Annotated in this window: 15 protein-coding genes; 9 read left to right on the top strand and 6 right to left on the bottom strand. The window is 66.8% G+C overall.

From position 1 onward, the window contains the following. The first annotated feature begins 5 nt into the window (after window positions 1-5). Window positions 6-2,543 carry a putative peptide modification system cyclase gene (locus ACM2ZB_RS14130; RefSeq protein ID WP_416055906.1) on the top strand — a complete coding sequence of 846 codons (2,538 nt, stop codon included), beginning with the start codon at window positions 6-8 and terminating at the stop codon, window positions 2,541-2,543. On the opposite strand, the gene ACM2ZB_RS14125 is transcribed toward ACM2ZB_RS14130, so the two are convergent. Further along, window positions 2,497-2,805, bottom strand: a complete 309-nt coding sequence (locus ACM2ZB_RS14125; protein WP_416055905.1) for an NHLP-related RiPP peptide — start codon at window positions 2,803-2,805, stop codon at window positions 2,497-2,499. The genes ACM2ZB_RS14130 and ACM2ZB_RS14125 overlap by 47 nt on opposite strands. Window positions 2,806-2,947: 142 nt before the next feature. On the opposite strand from ACM2ZB_RS14125, the gene ACM2ZB_RS14120 reads away from it, so the two are divergent. Then, window positions 2,948-4,117 (top strand): putative peptide maturation dehydrogenase, encoded by a 1,170-nt coding sequence (locus ACM2ZB_RS14120; protein WP_416055904.1) that lies wholly within the window; start codon window positions 2,948-2,950, stop codon window positions 4,115-4,117. A gap of 5 nt (window positions 4,118-4,122) precedes the next feature. On the opposite strand, the gene ACM2ZB_RS14115 is transcribed toward ACM2ZB_RS14120, so the two are convergent. Genes ACM2ZB_RS14115 through ACM2ZB_RS14105 form a run of 3 tightly spaced genes read right to left on the bottom strand, consistent with a single transcriptional unit; the run spans window position 4,123 to window position 8,930 of the window. Beyond that, a complete protein-coding gene (locus ACM2ZB_RS14115) occupies window positions 4,123-6,138 on the bottom strand; it encodes an acetyl-CoA carboxylase biotin carboxylase subunit (RefSeq protein WP_416055903.1) in 2,016 nt (671 codons plus the stop codon). Window positions 6,139-6,146: 8 nt separating this feature from the next. Next, on the bottom strand, window positions 6,147-7,757 hold the full coding sequence (locus tag ACM2ZB_RS14110) for a carboxyl transferase domain-containing protein (RefSeq protein ID WP_416055902.1): 1,611 nt from the start codon (window positions 7,755-7,757) through the stop codon (window positions 6,147-6,149). A gap of 9 nt (window positions 7,758-7,766) precedes the next feature. Further along, window positions 7,767-8,930 (bottom strand): isovaleryl-CoA dehydrogenase, encoded by a 1,164-nt coding sequence (locus ACM2ZB_RS14105; RefSeq protein ID WP_416055901.1) that lies wholly within the window; start codon window positions 8,928-8,930, stop codon window positions 7,767-7,769. A gap of 158 nt (window positions 8,931-9,088) precedes the next feature. Between ACM2ZB_RS14105 and ACM2ZB_RS14100 the strand changes: the two genes are divergently transcribed. The 3 genes from ACM2ZB_RS14100 (at window position 9,089) to ACM2ZB_RS14090 (ending at window position 12,111) form a co-directional block, all read left to right on the top strand. Continuing rightward, on the top strand, window positions 9,089-9,706 hold the full coding sequence (locus ACM2ZB_RS14100) for a TetR/AcrR family transcriptional regulator (RefSeq protein WP_416055900.1): 618 nt from the start codon (window positions 9,089-9,091) through the stop codon (window positions 9,704-9,706). A gap of 223 nt (window positions 9,707-9,929) precedes the next feature. Then, complete coding sequence (locus tag ACM2ZB_RS14095) at window positions 9,930-10,448, top strand: c-type cytochrome (RefSeq protein ID WP_079224832.1); 519 nt, start codon at window positions 9,930-9,932, stop codon at window positions 10,446-10,448. A gap of 220 nt (window positions 10,449-10,668) precedes the next feature. Next, window positions 10,669-12,111 carry an ExeM/NucH family extracellular endonuclease gene (locus ACM2ZB_RS14090; protein ID WP_416055899.1) on the top strand — a complete coding sequence of 481 codons (1,443 nt, stop codon included), beginning with the start codon at window positions 10,669-10,671 and terminating at the stop codon, window positions 12,109-12,111. Between the two features lie 117 nt (window positions 12,112-12,228). Here the strand turns inward: ACM2ZB_RS14090 and ACM2ZB_RS14085 are convergent, their stop codons facing one another. Further along, window positions 12,229-13,086, bottom strand: coding sequence for an EamA/RhaT family transporter (locus ACM2ZB_RS14085; protein WP_416055898.1), 858 nt, complete (start codon window positions 13,084-13,086; stop codon window positions 12,229-12,231). A gap of 43 nt (window positions 13,087-13,129) precedes the next feature. Here ACM2ZB_RS14085 and ACM2ZB_RS14080 point away from each other — a divergent pair, with 43 nt between their 5' ends. Further along, complete coding sequence (locus ACM2ZB_RS14080; RefSeq protein WP_313438097.1) at window positions 13,130-13,801, top strand: alpha/beta hydrolase; 672 nt, start codon at window positions 13,130-13,132, stop codon at window positions 13,799-13,801. Beyond that, entirely contained in the window at window positions 13,798-14,898 is a 1,101-nt protein-coding gene (zapE, locus tag ACM2ZB_RS14075; RefSeq protein ID WP_416055897.1) for a cell division protein ZapE, read from the top strand. The genes ACM2ZB_RS14080 and zapE overlap by 4 nt, the downstream gene beginning before the upstream one ends. 102 nt (window positions 14,899-15,000) lie before the next feature. Here the strand turns inward: zapE and ACM2ZB_RS14070 are convergent, their stop codons facing one another. Beyond that, complete coding sequence (locus tag ACM2ZB_RS14070) at window positions 15,001-15,807, bottom strand: DUF2884 family protein (RefSeq protein ID WP_416055896.1); 807 nt, start codon at window positions 15,805-15,807, stop codon at window positions 15,001-15,003. Between the two features lie 565 nt (window positions 15,808-16,372). Here ACM2ZB_RS14070 and ACM2ZB_RS14065 point away from each other — a divergent pair. After that, on the top strand, window positions 16,373-18,775 hold the full coding sequence (locus tag ACM2ZB_RS14065; protein ID WP_416055895.1) for a ribonucleoside-diphosphate reductase subunit alpha: 2,403 nt from the start codon (window positions 16,373-16,375) through the stop codon (window positions 18,773-18,775). A gap of 144 nt (window positions 18,776-18,919) precedes the next feature. After that, window positions 18,920-19,939, top strand: coding sequence for a ribonucleotide-diphosphate reductase subunit beta (locus ACM2ZB_RS14060; RefSeq protein ID WP_164274104.1), 1,020 nt, complete (start codon window positions 18,920-18,922; stop codon window positions 19,937-19,939). Window positions 19,940-20,425: the final 486 nt, after the last annotated feature.

Below are 20,425 nucleotides of genomic sequence, written 5' to 3'. Positions count from 1 at the left end.
TGGCGATGAATGGCGACACCGGAACGTCGAATACGCATAGCCCTCAGCTGCGCGCGTTGCTCTTCACCGATCTCTGCGACTCACTTACCCTGGTCGAACGCATCGGTGACAGCGCAGCGGCAGGACTTTTCCAAGACCATGACCGCTTGGTGCTGCGGCTTCAGCAAGCCTGGAACGGACGCCTGATCGACCGGTCCGATGGCCTGTTCCTGCTGTTCGAACGCCCGATCGACGCACTGGGGTTCGCACTTGATTACCAGAGTGAGCTGGCTGTGCTCGGCACCGCGCGCAACGTCAGCGTCCGTGCCCGCGCGGGCTTGAACGTGGGCGAAGTCATTCTCTGGAACAACAGTGCCGAGGCCGTGGCCCACGGTGCCAAACCGGTCGAGGTCGAGGGGCTGGCCAAGCCCATGGCCGCGCGGCTGATGCAGCTCGCCCGCCCTGGGCAGATCCTGGTTTCGGCGTCGGCCGAATCCACGGTCCGGCGCAGCACCGGCGAACTGGGCAGTCGTGGTCAGATGCTGCAGTGGAAATCACATGGTCGCTGGCGCTTCAAGGGCATCGCCAGTGAACAGGAAGTGTTTGAGGTCGGCGTGCCGGGTGAGGCCGAATTCCGTAGACCACGCAGCCACGGCAAGGCACGCCGCTCCGTTGCCTGGTGGCGCAGACCCCTGCCGATGGCGATGAATGCCATAGCGGCGCTGGTGGTGGCGGTCATCGGCTGGTCGCTGATGCGACCCGCGCCTGCGATCGCGTTCGCTGAACGCGAATGGATCGTGCTGGCGGACGTACAGAACCTGTCCGGCAATACGCTGCTGGATGATGGCTTCGAGCAGGCCTTCCGCATCAGCCTGGAGCAGTCCCGGTACGTCAACGTGCTCAGCAACATCAAGGTGCAGGACACGCTGGAGCGGATGCGCCAGGAGCGTGGTCTGCTGGACACCCAGGCCGCGGTGGAAGTCGCGCTGCGTGAGGGCGCACGTGCGGTCGTGGTGCCGCGTGTGGAAGAGCTGCATGGTCGCCTGCGGGTGACCGCGCAGCTGATCGATCCCACTACCCGCAAGGTGGTGTGGACCACGCACGCCGAGCAGCGCGGGATGGAATCGCTGTTTGCCTCCACCGATGCGGTTACGGTGGCCCTGCGCAACGAGCTGGGCGAGGCCATGCAGCAGGTTTCGCAGACGTCGTTGCCGCTGCCGCAGGTGGCCACCAGTGATCTGGATGCACTGCATGCCTACGCGATAGGCCTGCAGGCGTACGGCGATGGCCACTACAACGAAGCGCTGCGCTTCTTCGAGCAGGCATCGCGCTTCGATCCCCTGTTCGCTTTCGCATACCTGGGGCAGATGCGGGTCTATGTTGCGCGCGGTGACCTGGACAATGCCCGGCGCATGCTGGGGCGTGCCGGTGGCATCCGTGCCCGCCTTCCCGGCCGTGATCGCCTGTATCTGGATGCATGGCGTACCGAGCTGGAAGATGGCCGCCTCGAGGAGGTGTCCGCCAAATGGAAGCTGCTGGCTGATCTGTATCCTGATTATCACGGTGCCCACGCGAACTACGCCTGGGCCATGCAGACCCTGGGGCGCTATCCCGAATCCGAAGCATCGGCCAGGAAGGCTACCGTTGCCGCCAATCCCCTGCAGTCCATCGCATGGCAGGATGTCGGCCGCGCGCAGCTTGCCCAGAACAACTATGCCGGCGCATTGGAAAGCTACCGCGTATCGGCCAGGTTGGGCCGATGGACCAGCAACCGCCACCTCGTTGCGGCAACTGCAGCGTCGGGTGACCTCGCCGGCGCACAGCGAATGATCGACGCCGAACCCGATCGTGGGTTTGGCAACGGCCTGGAGGGCGTTGCCGTGGCGGTCGATGCCGGCGACACGGTGCGTGCCGCGGCCGCCAACAAGCGCGCGCTGCAGGGCTGCGGAGAAAGCGTGCTGGCCTGCCAGATGTTCGAGCTGCAGGCGCTGCTGCTGGCTACCGAAAGCGGTCGACCCGTGGGGGCTTCGGCCTTTGATCGCGTCACTCGCGCACTGCTGGCCCGCGTCAAGGCGACCAAGGGACAGGATCGCGCCGAATGGATGTTCCTGGCCGCGGCGGCGGCCTATGGCGCGCAGCGGGCAGAGCATGCACAGGTGGCGAGCGATCTATTGCCGACCCTGAAGGAACTGTCCGATTCGGTCGACGACCTGCGGAGTCGGCAGATGGTGACATTGGTCGAGGCCAACGCCGACCGTCTGCAGGGGCGAGCGGCAGAAGCCATTGCCCGGCTGCAGCCACTGTTGGATGGTACTGAACTATTCCAGGTGCGCGTTGTGCGGTGGCAAGCACTGGCGGCCACGCATGACCCGGGCGAGCCAGAAGCACGCCAGTGGCTGTTGTCCAATGCAGGTCGTGCCTATGCGGAAAGTGCGGGGTCCTACGTGATGCAGCTGGTCAATACCAGCGAACTGCGCCAGGCCCGGACCCGGGCTCCGGCGCAGCAGAGCGCATCCCTTACGGTGCCGGCGGGTGCCGCAGCTGCGCGTCAATCTCGCCACTGACGAAGCAATGGGGCACGCGGAACACTGCATCGGCGGTGAGGCGTTCCACCAGGCGGTCGCGCGCCTGGGCAAACTCTTCCTTGCTGGCCAGTGGGCCCTGGGTGCTGCAGTCCCTGCACGCCTCGGCGACATCGGGTGCAATCGTGCCCAGCGCCTTGGCCGGGGTTTCATGGAAAACAGCACGGAACGCGTCGTCGCTGGACAGCCGGTCGAGCAGCTGCAGCGCTTGCTCGGGGGAGAGCAGGGGAAGATCGGGGGTCATTCTACGGCCTCTGGTTTTGGGAAAAAGCGCGATGGCAGTTGCATGTGCCAATGCAGGTAGCGGCGGCGGCCGCGATGGCTTGAGCCGACAGTTCCAGCCGCTGCGGCCGAAAACCTCTCTGTCGACTTCCTGGACCACCGCCATGCCCGTACCCCGCTTCCGCCGCTGCCAGCAGCTGATGATCGAACTGCGCACGGTCGAACACTACGCTGTGGCCGACCTGCTGGCAGGCGGAACCTCGGTCGTCAGCAGCACGCAGTGGGTGGCCGTTGCACCGCATCTGGACGCAGCGGTCGTGCTGGACGAGGACATGCTGCTGGCATTGGGGCGGATGCCCGCGGCGCAATGGACGGAAGACGGTCCGCAGTTTGCGCGTGGCGTCATCCCGCGTCTGTGCCAAGCCGGCCTCGTGTTCGGCCATGGCGATGAGGATGACGCGTGGCAGGAGGCCGAGCGAGCCTTGTCAGCCACCTCCTGGTGGACGCCTGCGGCGGTCATGCATCGGCTTGTGCGCTGGCAGAACCAGGACAGTGTGACAGCACTGCGCGAAGCGGGACTGGAGACGGCGGCGGGCCTGTGCAGGCAACTCGGTCCGCCACCGCCGGCATGTGCTGAACCTGGGGAGCGCGCCATCACTCTGATGGCACCTGCTGAAGTCCCCTTCGATGCCTGGCTCAAACAACGCGCCACCTGCCGCAACTTCGATCGCACACGTCTTCTCGACCTTCCCACGCTCTCGCAGCTGCTGTGGCGGGTGTTGGCCAGTCATGGAGAGCAGCGGGAAGGTGATGAAGCGATCTTCCTGAAAAAGAACGTGCCCTCTGCGGGGGGCTTGCATCCCACCGAGGCATTCCTGCTGGTCCAATCAGTACTGGGCCTGGAGCCCGGGCTGTATCGCTACCATCCCATCGACCACAGCCTCAGCCCTGTCGCTGGGCAGGTTGACGATGCCGCAGCGTTGGCCCGGCGGTTTGTTGCCGGGCAGCAGTGGTTCGCCGATGCCCATGTGCAGGTGATTCTTGCACCCCGCTTTGCACGCACCTTCTGGAAGTATCGCCACCATCCGAAGGCCTACCGTGCGGTGATCCTGGACGTTGGTCACGCCTCGCAGCTGCTGCTTTCGTGTGCGACCGAGGCCCGGCTGGGCGCCTTCGTCACCGCCGCGATCAACGAGCAGGACATCGAGCAGGCGCTCGGGCTGGATCCGATGCAGCAGAGCCCAATGGCCATCTGTGGGATTGGCTGGCGTAGTGAGCTGATGACAACCAGTGAGTTCGATCCCGGCCGCCAGGTCTGGCAGCCGGAAATCTGAGACCCTCACCCCGCCTCGAAATCCACCAGCACCGCACCATCCCCCACCTGGTCACCCGCCTTGGCGCGGTAGCCCTTCACCGTGCCATCGGCTGGCGCCTGCAGGGTGTGCTCCATCTTCATCGCCTCCAGCACCACCAGCGGCGTGCCACGCTTCACCTGCGTGCCGGCCTCCACCAGGGTAGCGACGATCTTCCCTGGCATCGGTGCCAGCAGGCTTCCCGCGTCGGCCACCGCAGTGTCCGATTCGCCCACCGGATCGTGCAGGGTGAAGTGGTGCTGGCCATCGGCACCGAAGAGGAACACCTGGTCGCCTTCGCGCAGCAGCTGCAGCTGCCAGCGGCGGCCGTCCAGCTGCACGTTCATGCGGTCGCCGTTGGCGCTGCCGATCACCGTGGCCGGGGCAGCATCATCATGCTGCACGCGCCAGCCATCGGCCTGCTCCCACACTTTCAGCGTGTGCCTGTGCTCGCCCTGCTGCAGCGGCAGCACACGCGGTGCCGAAGCACCCAGGCGCCAGCCATCCTGTGCCTGCCACGGCGAATGCGGATCGCGCGCATCGCTGCCCGCCCGCGCAGTGCTGGCCACGGCGGCGATGGCCGCCAGCTGCCACAGCGCATCGTCGCTGTCGCCCACGACATTCAGCGCGGCCTGTTCGCGCTCGATCAGCGCGGTGTCGAGCTTCGCGTTCGCGAACGAATCGGTGTTGACCAGCCGGCGCAGGAAACCGGCATTGGTGGTCACGCCCACCACCTGGCAGTCGGCCAGGGCCTGGCTCATGCGGCGCAGGGCGGCATCGCGGTCCACGTCCCAGACGATCAGCTTGGCGATCATCGGGTCGTAGTACGGGGTGATGCTGTCGCCTTCCTCCACGCCGGTATCCACGCGCACATTCGCCGACGGCGTCGGCAGGCGCAGGCGGCGCAGGGTGCCGGTGGACGGCAGGAAGCCACGGTCGGCGTCTTCGGCATACAGGCGCGCTTCGATGGCGTGGCCGTGGATGGCCAGTTGGTCCTGGCGCAGCGGCATCGGCTGCCCAGCGGCCACGCGCAGCTGCCATTCCACCAGATCGGTGCCGGTGATGTACTCGGTCACCGGATGTTCGACCTGCAGGCGGGTGTTCATTTCCATGAAGTAGAAATCGCCATCCGGGCCGGCGATGAACTCCACCGTACCCGCACCCACGTAGCCCACCGCGCGCGCGGCATCGACCGCGGCCTGGCCCATGGCCGCACGGCGCTCGGCGCTCATGCCCGGCGCCGGTGCTTCTTCCAGCACCTTCTGGTGGCGGCGCTGCACCGAGCAGTCGCGCTCGAACAGGTAGACCGCATCCCCGTGGGAATCGCCGAACACCTGGATCTCGATGTGGCGCGGGCGCTCCACGTACTTTTCCACCAGCACGTGGTCGTTGCCGAAGGCGGAGGCGGCCTCGCGCTGGCAGCTGGCCAGCGCATCGACGAAGTCCTCGCTGCGTTCGACCTTGCGCATGCCCTTGCCACCGCCACCGGCGCTGGCTTTGATCAGCACCGGGTAGCCGATGGCATCGGCCTGCGCGCGCAGGAATGCCGGGTCCTGCTGGTCGCCGTGGTAGCCGGGGGTCAGCGGCACGCCGGCCTTGGCCATCAGCGCCTTGGCCGCGCTCTTGTCACCCATCGCACGGATGGCGCTGGCCGGCGGGCCGATGAAGGTGATTCCAGCGGCGGCACAGGCATCGGCGAAATCGGCGTTCTCGGAGAGGAAGCCGTAGCCGGGGTGGATGGCCTGCGCACCGCTGCGGCGTGCGGCGTCCAGCAGCACGTCGCCGCGCAGGTAGCTTTCGCGCGCGGGGGCGGCACCGATGTGGATGGCCTCATCGGCCAGACGCACGTGGCGCGCGTTGCGGTCGGCATCGGAATAGACCGCAACGGTGGCGATACCCAGGCGACGGCAGGTGGCGATGACGCGGCAGGCGATCTCGCCACGGTTGGCGATGAGGATTTTGCTGAACATGGCGACGGGCTTCATGGGAGCTTGCTCGGTCATGGCACGGGTCACATGCGGAACACGCCGAAGCGCGTCTGCTGCGGGGCGGCGTTGAGGCTGGCCGACAGGGCCAGGGCCAGGACACGGCGGGTGTCGACCGGATCGATCACACCGTCATCCCACAGGCGCGCGCTGGCGTAGTAGGGGTGGCCCTGCTGTTCGAACTGGTCGCGGATGGGCGCCTTGAAGGCGTCTTCTTCCGCCGCCGGCCACTGCCCACCCTTGGCTTCGATGCCATCGCGCTTGACCGTGGCCAGCACGCTGGCGGCCTGCTCGCCACCCATCACGCCGATGCGCGCGTTCGGCCACATCCACAGGAAGTTGGGCGAGTAGGCGCGGCCGCACATGCCGTAGTTGCCGGCACCGAACGAGCCGCCGATGACCACGGTGAACTTGGGCACCTTGGCGCAGGCCACGGCCATCACCAGCTTGGCCCCGTCCTTGGCGATGCCGCCCTGTTCGTACTTGCGGCCAACCATGAAGCCGGTGATGTTCTGCAGGAACACCAGCGGGATGTTGCGCTGGGTGCACAGTTCGATGAAATGCGCGCCCTTCAGTGCCGATTCGGAGAACAGGATGCCGTTGTTGGCGATGATGCCAATCGGGTAGCCGTTCAGATGCGCGAAGCCGGTGATCAGCGTGGCGCCATAGCGCGGCTTGAACTCATCGAAACGCGAGCCATCGACCAGGCGTGCGATTACTTCGCGCACGTCGTAGGGCTTGCGCGTATCGGCCGGAATCACGCCGTACAGTTCGTGTGCCGGCAGCAGCGGCTCCTCGTTTGCCTGCACCGCCATCGCCGGTTCCGGCTTGCGCCAGTTCAACTGGGCGATGATCGCTCGCACCCGTGCCAGTGCCTGCAGATCGTTGTCGGCCATGTGGTCGGCCACGCCGGAAATGCGCGTATGCACGTCGGCGCCGCCCAGTTCCTCGGCCGTCACCACTTCACCGGTGGCGGCCTTCACCAGCGGCGGGCCGCCGAGGAAGATCGTGCCCTGTTCGCGCACGATCACCGTCTCATCGCTCATCGCCGGCACGTAGGCACCACCGGCGGTGCAGCTGCCCATCACGCAGGCGATCTGCGGGATGCCCTGCGCCGACAGGTTGGCCTGGTTGTAGAAGATGCGGCCGAAATGATCGCGGTCGGGGAATACCTCGTCCTGCAGCGGCAGGAAGGCGCCACCGGAATCGACCAGGTAGATGCAGGGCAGGTGGTTCTGCTCGGCGATCTCCTGCGCGCGCAGGTGCTTCTTCACCGTCATCGGGTAGTAGGTGCCGCCCTTGACCGTGGCATCGTTGGCCACGATCACGCATTCCACGCCGCTGACCCGGCCGATGCCGGCCACCACGCCCGCCGCTGGCACGGCGTCTTCGTACATGCCGTGCGCGGCCAGCGGCGCGATTTCCAGGAAGGCGCTGCCGGGGTCGAGCAGGGCGTCGATGCGGTCGCGCACCAGCAGCTTGCCGCGTGCGGTGTGCTTGGCGCGCGCGGCCTCGTTGCCGCCCAGCGCGGTGCGCGCCAGCGTGGCGTGCAGGTCATCAACCACGGCCTGCATGGCCGCGCGGTTGCTTTCGAAGGTGTCGCTGCCCGGTTGCAGCTGGCTGTTGAGGACGGTCATCGCGGTGCCTTACAGGGTGCGCTGGAACAGTTCGCGGCCGATCAGCATGCGGCGGATCTCCGAGGTGCCGGCGCCGATTTCATACAGCTTGGCGTCGCGCCACAAGCGGCCGGTCGGGTATTCGTTGATGTAGCCGTTGCCGCCCAGGATCTGGATCGCCTGGCCGGTCAGCCAGGTGGCCTTCTCGGCGGCATAGAGGATGGCGCCGGCGGCGTCCTGGCGGGTGGTGCGGCCCTGGTCGCAGGCGCGCGCCACGGCGTAGACATAGGCGCGGCAGGCACCCAGGCCCACGTACATGTCGGCGATCTTGGCCTGGATCAGCTGGAAGCTGCCGATGGCTTCACCAAACTGGTGGCGTTCGTGCACGTACGGCATCACCACGTCCATGGCCGCGGCCATCAGGCCCAGCGGGCCACCGGACAGCACCACGCGCTCGTAGTCCAGGCCGGACATCAGCACGCGCACGCCGCCGCCGACCTGGCCCAGCACGTTCTCTTCCGGCACTTCGCAGTCCTGGAACACCAGCTCGCAGGTGGGCGAGGAGCGCATGCCCAGCTTGTCCAGCTTCTGCGCGGTGCTGAAGCCCTTCATGCCCTTTTCGACCAGGAAGGCGGTGATGCCCTTGGCACCGGCCGCCATGTCGGTCTTGGCGTAGACCACCAGTACGTCGGCATCGGGGCCGTTGGTGATCCACATCTTGTTGCCGTTGAGCACGTAGCGGTCGCCGCGCTTGTCCGCGCGCAGCTTCATCGACACCACGTCCGAACCGGCGCCGGGTTCGCTCATTGCCAGTGCGCCGACCAGGGTGCCGCTGCACAGGCCGGGCAGGAAGCGCTGCTTCTGTTCCTCGTTGCCGTTCTTGCGCAGCTGGTTCACGCACAGGTTGGAGTGCGCGCCATAGGACAGGCCGATGCCGCCGGAGGCACGCGAGATTTCTTCCATCGCCACCACATGGGCCAGATAGCCCATGCCGGTGCCGCCGTATTCTTCTTCCACGGTCAGGCCCAGCAGGCCCTGTTCGCCCAGCTTCGGCCACAGGGCCAGCGGGAACTGATTGGTGGCATCGGCCTCGGCGGCCAGCGGAGCGACCTCGGCAGCGGCAAAATGGGCCACGCTCTGGCGCAGCAGGTCGATATCTTCGCCAAGATCGAAGTTCAGGGATGGCACGTGCATTGCGGCGGCTCCACGAGGAAGGTGGGGGAATGGACGCACCCGTCAGGGGGAGGCTGGTGGCTGTTGAAGGCAGCGGCCAGCACGGGCGATGGGCCCAGCGTAGCGGGGTTCGGGAAAGAAGTGAATACAAATTCAAAAATTGAAACTAGAATCAGAATATGGCCTACAAACGCTCTGCATTGATGGAAGAACGGCTGGCCGGGGCCCGTGAACGGATCCTGCTGGCGACCCGCGAGCTGGTCGCGGCCGGCGGCTGGCGCAATGCCCCGGTGACCGCCGTGGCGACCCAGGCCGGGGTGTCCACCGGCTTGATCTACCGGCACTTCCCGTCCAAGGCCGAGCTGTTCGTGGAGGTGCTCAACGCCGCCGTGGCCCACGAGGTGGAGATCATGGAGCGCATCGCCAGCGGCCCCGAGGTGGCCAGCGAGCGCCTGCGGCTGGCGATCACCGCCTTCGTCCGCCGCGCCCTGGCCGGGCCGGGGCTGGCCCATGCCTTCATCGTCGAACCGGTGGACCCGGACGTGGAGGCCGAGCGCATGCGCGGGCGCCGCGCCTTCGGCGATGTGTTCCTGCGCCTTGTGGAAGAGGGCGTGGCCGCCGGCGAACTGCCCGCGCAGGACGCCCACGCCACCGCCGCCTGCCTGGTCGGTGCCTTCACCGAGGCGATGGTTGGCCCGACCGCGCCCAGCCGCGAAGCGCACCGCGACGAAGATGCCCTGGTGGATGCGATCTGCAGCTTCTGCCTGCGCGCGATCGGCGCCGCCGCAAAACGGTAGCGCCGGGCCATGCCCGGCGGCTGTTGCCGCGCTTGCGCTGTCGGGGTCGTTGTCGGGGTCAGATCCCTTTTGCATCGCAAAAGGGCTCTGACCCCATCGCCCAGGCATGTTGCGCCGCACCAGCATCGACGCCTGTTGTCGCACGCAAAGCGCGTTCTATACTCGCCCCATCACGCAGTCGCTCAGCCGTGGTCCAACGACTATCAGCCAGGGGTAACGAAGAGTGCGGAATTACGATCTGGAGTTCCTGAAACGCTTCTCGATGGTGATCGCGCTGCTGGCGGCCATCACCCTCGGCCTCATCCTCCTGGCTGCCTACATCCACACCCGGATTCCGCCCGAGGTGTCGCCCACCGCGGCCAAACGCACCGAACAGCGCATCTCGCCCACCGGCGCGGTGTATGCCGGCAGCACCGGCGCCGCTGCGCAGGCTGCAGCCAAGGCCGCCGCGCTGGCCAAGGCCGCCTCGCAGGTCGCCTACGGCGGCACCAAGGACGGCAAGGTCATCTTCGACAACCTGTGCACCGCCTGCCACACCACCGGCGTCGGCCAGGCGCCCACGCTCGACCACGCGCACTGGGACCAGCGCCTGGCGCAGGGCAAGGACACCCTCTACAAGCACGCCATCGAGGGCTACACCGGCCCGGATGGCGGCATCATGCCGCCCAAGGGCGGCAACCCGGCGCTGACCGAAGAACAGATCCACGCCACCGTGGACTGGATGCTGGGCAACCTTAAATAACCGTCGCAACACGCCGCCTTCTGTAGAGCCGAGCCCACGCTCGGCTGCTCTGCGCGCGGGCTGGCCAAGCGCAGCCGAGCATGGCTCGGCTCTACGACACCCCCTGCCACCACCCCGGCTTTGCCCACCGAGGCCTGATCGCCCATCGTGCCCCGGCCTGCAAGCGGGGCTGCACATTTCGGGGTTAGTCTGTGCGCCCATTTCGTGGAGTCGCCCGTCGATGCGCCGCCGTTCCCTCGTCCTAGCCCTGTCCCTGCTGCTGCCGGCCAGCGCCTTTGCCCAGGCCCAGCCGCAGGCCGCGCCGATCCCGACCTCCACCACCGCACGCAGCAATGCCCCGGTCGTGCTGACCGCGGCCCCGGCCGACTGGCGCGCGCTGGACGGCCAGCACGTGCGCATCGCTGCGCCGCTCACCCTGGCCGGCACCGATGGCCTGGAACGCTTCGGCCAGCTCACCGTGGCCTTCGACGGCCGCCTCTGGCAGCCCACCGAAGTGGCCGCCCCCGGCACCGCCGGCATCGAACAGGTGATGGCCGACAACCAGCGCCGCCGCCTGGTGCTCGATGACGGCAGCGACGCGCGCGACCCCGGCAGCGTGCCCTACCTGGCCGGCAACCCGGTGCTGCGCACCGGCATGCAGCTGCGCAACGTGGAAGGCACCGTGCGCGTGGACGCGCAGGGCCGCCCCAGCCTGCAGGTGGATGGCACGCTGAAGCTGCCGGACCTGCAGCGCCCGGCCGTGCCGAAGGTGCCGGGCAGCCTGCACATTGCCGCCTTCAACCTGGAAAACTACTTCAATGGCGACGGCCAGGGTGGCGGGTTCCCGACCCTGCGCGGCGCGCGCACGCTGGAAGAGCACAAGGCCCAGGTGGCCAAGCTGGTGGCCACCATCAGCGCGCTGGATGCCCACATCGCCGCGCTGATGGAACTGGAAAACGATGGCTATGGCCCGCAGTCGGCCATTGCCGAACTGCTGGCCGCGCTCAACGCCACCCTGGAACCGGCCCAGCAGTGGGCGATGGTCGATGCGGGCGAAGGCCCGGGCACCAATCCGATCCGGGTGGGCATCATCTACCGCAAGGGCCTGTTCAAGCCGCTGGGCGCACCGCTGACCAAGCTGGACGGCCCGTTCGCCGAACACAGCCGTGCGCCGCTGGCCCAGGCTTTCCAGGGCAAGGGCGCGCCCTTCATGGTGGTCGCCAACCACTTCAAGTCCAAGGGCTGCCGCGATGCAGCCGGTGCCGATGCCGACCGCAATGATGGCCAGAGCTGCTGGAATGCCACCCGCGTGGAATCGGCGCGGCAGTTGAACCAGTGGGTGGGCGCCGAGGCGGCGCGCCTGAAGGTGAAGGACATCGTGTTGCTGGGCGATTTCAACGCCTACGCCCAGGAAGACCCGATCCGCACCCTGCATGACCTGGGCTGGCAGGACGCCTTCAAGGTGGCCAAGGTCGAGCACCCCTACAGCTACGTCTACAACGGCTACACCGGCCGCCTCGACCACGCCCTGCTCAGCCCGGGCATGGCCAAGCGCCTGCGCGGTGCCGCCGAATGGCACAGCAACGCCGACGAGCAGGATGCCAGCGGTTACCAGGGCCGCAACGTGCCGGGCCCGTGGCGCAGCTCCGACCACGACCCGCTGCTGCTGGGTTTCGATAAATAACCCTACGCCGGGCACGCCCGGCGGCTTTCTGTAGAGTCGAGCCATGCTCGACTGCTTTTGGGAGACGCAGGGGTCAGAGCCCATTCCGTTGGAATGGGATCCGACCCCGGGCGCCACTCACCCCCAGGCGATCAACCCGATCGCCAGCACCGCCAGCGCCAGGCCGGCGCGGTTCCACTTCGTGGTGGCCTCGCCGAAGGCGAACACGCCCACCAGCGCGCCCAGCACCACCACGCCGATGTTCATGCCGGCGAACACGGTGGCCGGGCTGTCCGGCATCGACTGGTGCGCGTGCACATAGAAGAGAATGTTGCCGCCGTTGAGCAGGCCCAGCAGTGCGCCGGCCCCCAGGTTGCGCCAGGCCAGCCGGCTGCGGCCGCTGGCATGCCGCCACAGCTGCAGCGCCAGCATCAGCACGAAGGCCACGCTGAAGCTGGCCAGCACCGCCGCCATCGACGGCGTGCCCGACAGCGCCACCTGCTTCAGCAGCACGTCGACCACCGCAAAGCCGGCCCACACGCCCAGCAGCCAGCCCCAGCCACCGGCCGAGGCTGCCACCGCCTGGCCACGCGGGCGCAGGCTGATGGCCACCATCGCCAGCACGCCAAGGCCCAGCCCGGCCAGCTTCCACGGCGTGGCGGTCTGGCCGAAGAACAGGAAGGCCGCCGCCAGTGACAGCAGCAGCGACAGGCGCTGGGCCACGTCGCTGCGCACGATGCCGGCCACTGCCACCGCGCGGCCCAGCACCAGGAAGATCGAGGGCAGCACCACCGCCAGCGCCAGCAGCGACGCCCACGGCGCATGCGGCGCGCGCAGCGCGTCCAGCGGCGGCTGCAGCACCACGGCGGTCAGGGTGGCGGCCACCAGGTAGTTCCAGGTCACCATCTGCGGCACGTCCAGCGCGCGGCGGTTGGCCAGCTTCAACAACACCGAAACCAGCACACTGCAGATCACGGCCAGGGACAGGTAGAGCATGGGGCAGGCACAGGGCAGGGGCGGGGGACGCTATCATGTTGCCATGCACAAGCCCTCGTTCCCCGTCGCCCCCGGCGAAACCGCCTGCCTCGTACTGGATGGCCCGGCCGGCCCGCTGGAAGTGGTCGTCGACCTGCCCAAGGCCGATGCGCCGGTGCAGCCGATCGTGGCCATCATCTGCCACCCGCTGTCCACCGAAGGCGGCACCCTGCACAACAAGGTGGTCACCATGACCGCCACCACCCTGCGCGAGCTGGGCATCGCCACGGTGCGCTTCAACTTCCGCAGCGTGGGCGGTTCGGCCGGCAGCTTCGACCACGGCGTGGGCGAACAGGACGACCTCAAGGCCGTCACCGCCTGGGTGCGCAGCCAGCGCCCGGACGACCGCCTGTGGCTGGCCGGCTTCAGCTTCGGCTCCTTCGTTTCGCTGAAGGCCGCCGCCGAGCTGCAGCCCGAAGCGCTGATCTCGATCGCGCCGCCGGCCGGCCGCTGGGATTTCAGCGGCGTGCAGCCGCCGGCCCGCTGGCTGGTCATCCAGGGCGAGCAGGACGAGATCGTCGACCCGCAGGCGGTCTACCAGTGGCTGGAAACGCTCGACTTCCCGCATGAGCTGGTGCGCATGCCCGAAACCAGCCACTTCTTCCACCGCAAGCTGATCGACCTGCGCGGCGCGCTTACCCACGGCGTCAAGCACTGGCTGGGCGCGGCGGCATGAGCGAGCAGGCCTTGACCCCGTCGCAGCGGTACGCGGCCGGGGTTGCCAGCGGCGACTGGCAGGACGACCCGGCCCAGCACGCGGCCCTGGCCGAGCTGGACCGCATCCACCTGGGCCTGGTCGACAGCGCCGAGGATGGCTGGCTGGACCGCCTGTCCTCGTTCTGGAAGAAGCCCGAGCCGGTCAAGGGCCTGTACTTCTGGGGCGGCGTAGGCCGTGGCAAGACCTTCCTGGTGGACCTGTTCTACGACGGCCTGCCGATCAAGCAGAAGTACCGCACCCACTTCCACCGCTTCATGCGCAGCGTCCATGAGCGCCTGCGCGAGCACCAGGGGCAGAGCGACCCGCTGGCGAAGATCGCCCAGGAATGGCGCAGCAACCTGCGCGTGCTGGTGCTGGACGAGTTCTTCGTCACCGACATCGGCGATGCCATGCTGCTGGCGCGCCTGCTCGAACGCCTGTTCGCCGAGGGCGTGACCCTGGTCACCACCTCCAACACGGCGGTGGAGAACCTGTATTTGAACGGCCTGCAGCGCGAGAGCTTCATGCCGGCCATCGGCCTGCTGCAGCGCTTCTGCGTCGAGCTGTATGCCGAAGGCACCGAGGATTACCGCATGCGCGCGTTGACCCGCTCACCGGTGTACCGCGCGCCGCTGGCTGCCGACAGCGACGACTGGCTGGCCAACCGCTGGGGCGAACTCAGTGGCGGCCAGCCGGCCAAGGCCGGCAACATCGAGATCGAGGGCCGCAAGATTCCGGTGCGGGGCCGCGGCAAGAGCATCGCCTGGTTCGATTTCGCCGCCCTGTGCGAAGGCCCGCGCGGCCCGTCGGATTACATCGAGATCGCGCACGAGTTCAATACGGTGCTGCTGGGCGGCATTCCCGCCTTCGACCGCCTGAACGAAGATGCCGCGCGTCGCTTCGTCAACCTGATCGACGAGCTGTACGACCGCCACGTCAACCTGGTCTGCACCGCCAGCACCTCGCCGGTGGAGCTGTATGCCGGCGAGCGCCTGCAGGGCGCCTTCGAGCGCACCGCCTCGCGCCTGATTGAAATGCAGAGCGCCGAGTACCTGGGGACCCCGCACCGCGCGTGAGAGGGCCGCCGGTTGTAGAGCCGAGCCCATGCTCGGCTGCTTCTGAATGACGTGCCGAAAGGCAGCCGAGCATGGGCTCGGCTCTACAAAGGCGCCCCGCGGCTATCGGCTCGGCGCCACCGCATCATCCTGCGGTTGCTCGCGCACGCTGGCTGCCACCTGCACGCCCTCACTGCGCTGGATCAGCCGCAGCGGCTGCCCCTGGTAGCGCACCTCCAGCGCGTCGTGGGCCTCGGCCACCGCGGCCACCAGCGGGCACAGCGCCTGTGCGCGGGCCTCGATGCGCTCGGCGCGGCCTTCCAGCTGCTGTTCCATCTGCGCGTCCAAGCGGTCGGCGCGCTCCTCCATCGCATCGCTGCGGCCGGTGACCATCTGCCACAGCATGCTGCGGGCGATGGACGCGGACAGCGACTCGGCCATGTCCTGCACCTTGGCCTCGAAGCCTGGCCCGAACACCGCCTGTTCCCAGTAGCCCTTGCCCAACGTGCCGCCGATCCAGTCATCGGCCTGCCGGCGCAGGCGCCGGACCTTGCGGCTGTTGGCGGTGCCGGTGAGGCTCTCATAGACCCCATCGAGTACGTCGAAGCTCAGTCCGCTCACTTCATGGGCCAGCGCCGTGGCCGCCGGCATCAGCTGCCGCGCCCCGGCCTCCATCTGCCGCAGGCGCGCGGCGTCGGCCTCGCTGACCGGCACGACCGTGTCGTCCAGGCTCAGCACGCCATCGTGGAACACCACTTCGTGCGGCGCCTGCGGGCCATGCCGCAGCCAGATGCCGCCGCTGTCCACCAGCACGTCGTAGTCGGTGCGCATGCCGCAGTGGTCCGAGCGCAGCTTCGGGGCGTCGCCGGCCAGCACCGGGGCGGCGGCCAGGCAGGCCAGCAGGGCCAGGGCGGGCAGGGGCAGGCGCATGGTGGAATCCTTTCCGGTCAGTGCAGGGCCCCAGCATCCCGCGCCCGCACGGTGCCGTCACCGGCCGGAAGTCACTGCCCGATGGCCATTGCTCCGGCCATACCGGCTTTCCCACTGGCTGCCCACCACCTATCCACAGGGTTGTCCCTAGCCAGCTTCATCACTGTCATGTGAAGCTGTCATTGTTCCGTTTCCGCAGCGCGTTGTACCGCCGCTGTGACGCCTTCCGGGCTTGACTGCGCAGCCCGTTCCGGCAGGTCCAAAGCGTCCAGACGCGGCGTTGATGGCATGATCCTTGCGCCGCAAGGGATTACCAAATTTCACTACATTTGGCGTTGACGGCCCCCATCACCCCCACTATCTTGTGGCCGTCGGTCGCAACGACCCCATGTCTTGGGGTCCGCAGCGGGGGCCACCGCGGTACCCGCCAGCGATCGTCAACCGGCAGTGGAAGGCGCAGGTCTCATCTCCTGCGACGCCGTCCTGCCACCCTGGGCTGTCATGTCCCGGGTCGAGCAACCCTGATGCATACAGCACCCCCAATCACGCCAAGAGGACACACGCCGTGACCACCGAATCCAGCGCCACCATCGAGAAGGAAAGCGAGTTCCTGCTGACGTCGCCGCCGACGGCCAACGCGATGAGCGTGACCAAGCGCAACGGCACGACCGAGCTGGTGGATCTGAACAAGATCGTGCGCGCGGTGCAGCGTTCGTCCGAAGGCCTGCACGCCGTCGATCCGATGCGTGTGGCCACCCGTACCATTTCCGGCCTGTACAACGGCGCCACCACCCGCGAGCTGGACGAACTGTCCATCCGCACCGCCGCCCTGCTGATCGGTGAAGAGCCCGAGTACGGCCGCCTTGCGGCGCGCCTGCTGGCCAACTACATCGCCAAGGAAGTGTCGGGCCAGGAAATCTACGCCTTCTCGCAGTCGGTCAGCCGTGGCCACGAAGTGGGCCTGATCAACGACCGCCTGCTGAACTTCGTGCAGACCAACGCACGCAAGCTCAACGATGCCATCGACATCTCGCTGGACCTGAACTTCGATTACTTCGGCCTGCGTACCCTGTACGACCGCTACCTGCTGCGCCACCCGCACACCCGCAAGGTGATCGAGACCCCGCAGCAGTTCTTCCTGCGCATCGCCAGCGCGCTGAGCGAGGACGTGCCGGAAACCCTGGCGCTGTACAAGCGCATGGGCAACCTGGACTACCTGCCGTCCAGCCCGACCCTGTTCAATTCCGGTACCACCCACGAGCAGCTGTCCTCGTGCTTCCTGCTGGATTCGCCGCAGGATTCGCTGGAATCGATCTACTCCAAGTACGGCGACATCGCCCAGCTGTCCAAGTTCTCCGGCGGCATCGGCGTCAGCTACACCCGCGTGCGTTCGCGTGGTTCGCTCATCAAGTCCACCAACGGCCACTCCAACGGCATCGTGCCGTGGCTGAAGACCATGGATTCGTCCGTGGCCGCGGTGAACCAGGGCGGCAAGCGCAAGGGCGCGGCCTGCGTCTACCTGGAAACCTGGCACGCCGACGTCGAGGACTTCCTCGAGCTGCGTGACAACACCGGTGACGAAGCCCGCCGTACCCACAACCTGAACCTGGCCAACTGGGTGCCGGACCTGTTCATGAAGCGCGTCGAGGCCGACCAGGAATGGTCGCTGTTCGATCCGCGCGTCGTGCCGGAGTTCACCGACCTGTTCGGCGAAGCCTTCGAAGCCGCTTACCTGCAGGCCGAAGCACAGGGCAAGGCCAACCGCACCATCTCCGCCCGCAAGCTGTACGCCCGCATGATGCGTACCCTGGCCGAGACCGGTAACGGCTGGATGACCTTCAAGGACAAGTGCAACCGCGCCAGCAACCAGACCCTGCGTCCGGGCAACGTGATCCACCTGTCCAACCTGTGCACGGAAATCCTGGAAGTCACGTCCAACGATGAAACCGCAGTGTGCAACCTGGGTTCGATCAACCTGGGCAACCACTTCGACGAGCACAACGAGTTCGACTTCGAGAAGCTGGCCGAGACCGTGCGCCTGGCCGTGCGCCAGCTCGACCGCGTCATCGACCTGAACTTCTACCCGATCGAAACCGCCCGCCGCGCCAACCTGCGCTGGCGTCCGGTCGGCCTGGGCTGCATGGGCCTGCAGGACGTGTTCTTCCGCAAGCGCCTGCCGTTCGACAGCGCCGAAGCCCGCGCCCTGTCGAAGAAGATCGCCGAAACGATCTACTTCCACGCGCTGGAAACCTCGGCCGAACTGGCCCAGGAACGCGGCAAGCACCCGTCGTTCAACGACACCCGTGCGGCCAGCGGCGAACTGCAGTTCGACGCCTGGAACGTGGTGCCCGAAGACACTGCACGCTGGGATGCCCTGCGCGCCCGCATCAAGGAACACGGCCTGCGCAACTCGCTGATGATCGCGATCGCCCCGACCGCGACCATCGCTTCGATCGCCGGTTGCTACGAGTGCGTCGAACCGCAGGTGTCCAACCTGTTCAAGCGCGAAACCCTGTCCGGTGACTTCCTGCAGGTCAACCGCTACCTGGTGAACGAGCTGAAGAAGCTGGGCCTGTGGACCGCCGACATGCGCGACGCCATCAAGCTGGCCGAAGGCTCCATCGCCGGCATCGCGCAGATTCCGGAAACCCTGCGCGAGGTCTACCGCACCGCATGGGAACTGCCGATGCGTGCACTGATCGACATGGCCGCCGAGCGTGGCGCCTTCATCGACCAGTCGGCCTCGCTCAACCTGTTCATGGAAAGCCCGAACATCGGCGCGATGTCTTCCATGTACATGTACGCCTGGAAGCAGGGCATCAAGACCACCTACTACCTGCGTTCGCGTCCGGCCACCAAGATCGCCAAGACCACGGTGAGCAGCGCGGCCCCGGCCAAGGTGTTCAGCCCGGACGAAGCCATCGCCTGCTCGCTGGAGAACCCGGAAGCCTGCGAGGCCTGCCAGTAAGACACCGCGCGGTGGGTGCCGACCGTTGGTCGGCACTCGAACACCTCGCACCTGTAGAGCCGAGCCATGCTCGGCTGCGGAAAAACACCCACGGTAGCGCCGGGCCAAGCCCGGCGGCTCACCCAGGAATTCAAGGAAACACCCATGGCCGACAAGCCCAAGCAGATGCTGCTCGATCCCGGTTTTGAACTGACCCTGCGCCCGATGCGCTACCCGCAGTTCTATGACATGTACCGGAACGCGATCAAGAACACCTGGACGGTGGAAGAGATCAACTTCCAGATCGACATCACCGACCTGCACAGCAAGATGTCGCCGGGTGAGCGCCACCTGATCCACCGCCTGGTCGCGTTCTTCGCCACCGGCGATTCGATCGTGTCCAACAACCTGGTGCTGAACCTGTACCAGCACTTGAACGCGCCCGAAGCGCGCATGTACCTGTCGCGCCAGCTGTACGAAGAAGCGCTGCACGTGCAGTTCTACCTGACCCTGCTCGACAACTACCTGCCGGACCCGGAAGAGCGCGTCAAAGCCTTCGCCGCGGTGGAGAACATCGACTCGATCAAGAAGAAGGCCGACTTCTGCTTCAAGTGGATCGACTCGATCCAGGATCTGAAGCGCATCGAGACCCGTGCCGAGCGTCGCCAGTTCCTGCTGAACCAGATCTGCTTCGCTGCGTGCATCGAAGGCCTGTTCTTCTTCGCTGCCTTCGCCTACGTGTACTACTTCCGTTCGCGCGGCCTGCTGCCGGGCCTGGCCTCGGGCACCAACTGGGTGTTCCGCGACGAGAGCGCGCACATGGACTTCGCGTTCGAGTCGGTGCGCGTGGTGCGTGAGGAAGAGCCGGACCTGTTCGACGATGAAATGAAGCAGCAGGTCTATGACATGCTGGCTGAAGCCATCGAATGTGAAGTGCAGTTCGCCGAGGACGTGCTGTCCGGTGGCGTGGCCGGCATTTCCACCCGCGACATGCGCCAGTACCTGCAGCACTGCGCCGACCAGCACTTCGCCAAGCTGGGCATGGAAAAGAAGTACAACGTGCGCAACCCGCTGCCGTTCATGGAACTGCAGGACGTGCAGGAACTGACCAACTTCTTCGAACGCCGCGTCTCGGCCTACCAGGTCGGCGTGCAGGGCGAAGTCGCCTTCGACATGAACTTCTGATCGAACCAGTCAGGTCTGTCACAACGGAAACCCCCGGCAATGCCGGGGGTTTTTGTTTTTGTAGAGTCGAGCCATGCTCGACTGCTCTTCGCGAACAGCAGTCGAGCATGGCTCGACTCTACAAAGAACGGCTACCGCCGGCCTTCGACCGCCATGCGCGGATGTCGGACTTCCATACCCGAGCCGTTGCCAGCAGGCGCATGGTTGATGGATACACCTACCACTTTCGCCAATGGTAGAGACTGTGGGCCCATTTTACCGAGCCTGCTTGCCGTATCGGCGACTGAGTGCCAACGGCCGGCGACCTGTTTGACTGAGGACGTTGTGCTAGATTCGCGAACGTGGGACTCCCGCGAGAGGTACTTCGATGGAAGCATGGGTCGATAAATCCGCTTCTTCATCAAAAGGTGGACTTCGGGGCCGCCCCTGGAGAGCGGTGCGTGGCTGCCTCACAACAGCTGTCGCAGTGTTGGTACTGTCAGCGTG

Origin of the sequence: Stenotrophomonas maltophilia (assembly GCF_047782825.1) — a bacterium.
Lineage (GTDB): Bacteria > Pseudomonadota > Gammaproteobacteria > Xanthomonadales > Xanthomonadaceae > Stenotrophomonas.
The sequence above is the reverse complement of the archived record's forward strand: the minus strand, read 5'-3'. Positions and strand labels throughout refer to the sequence as shown.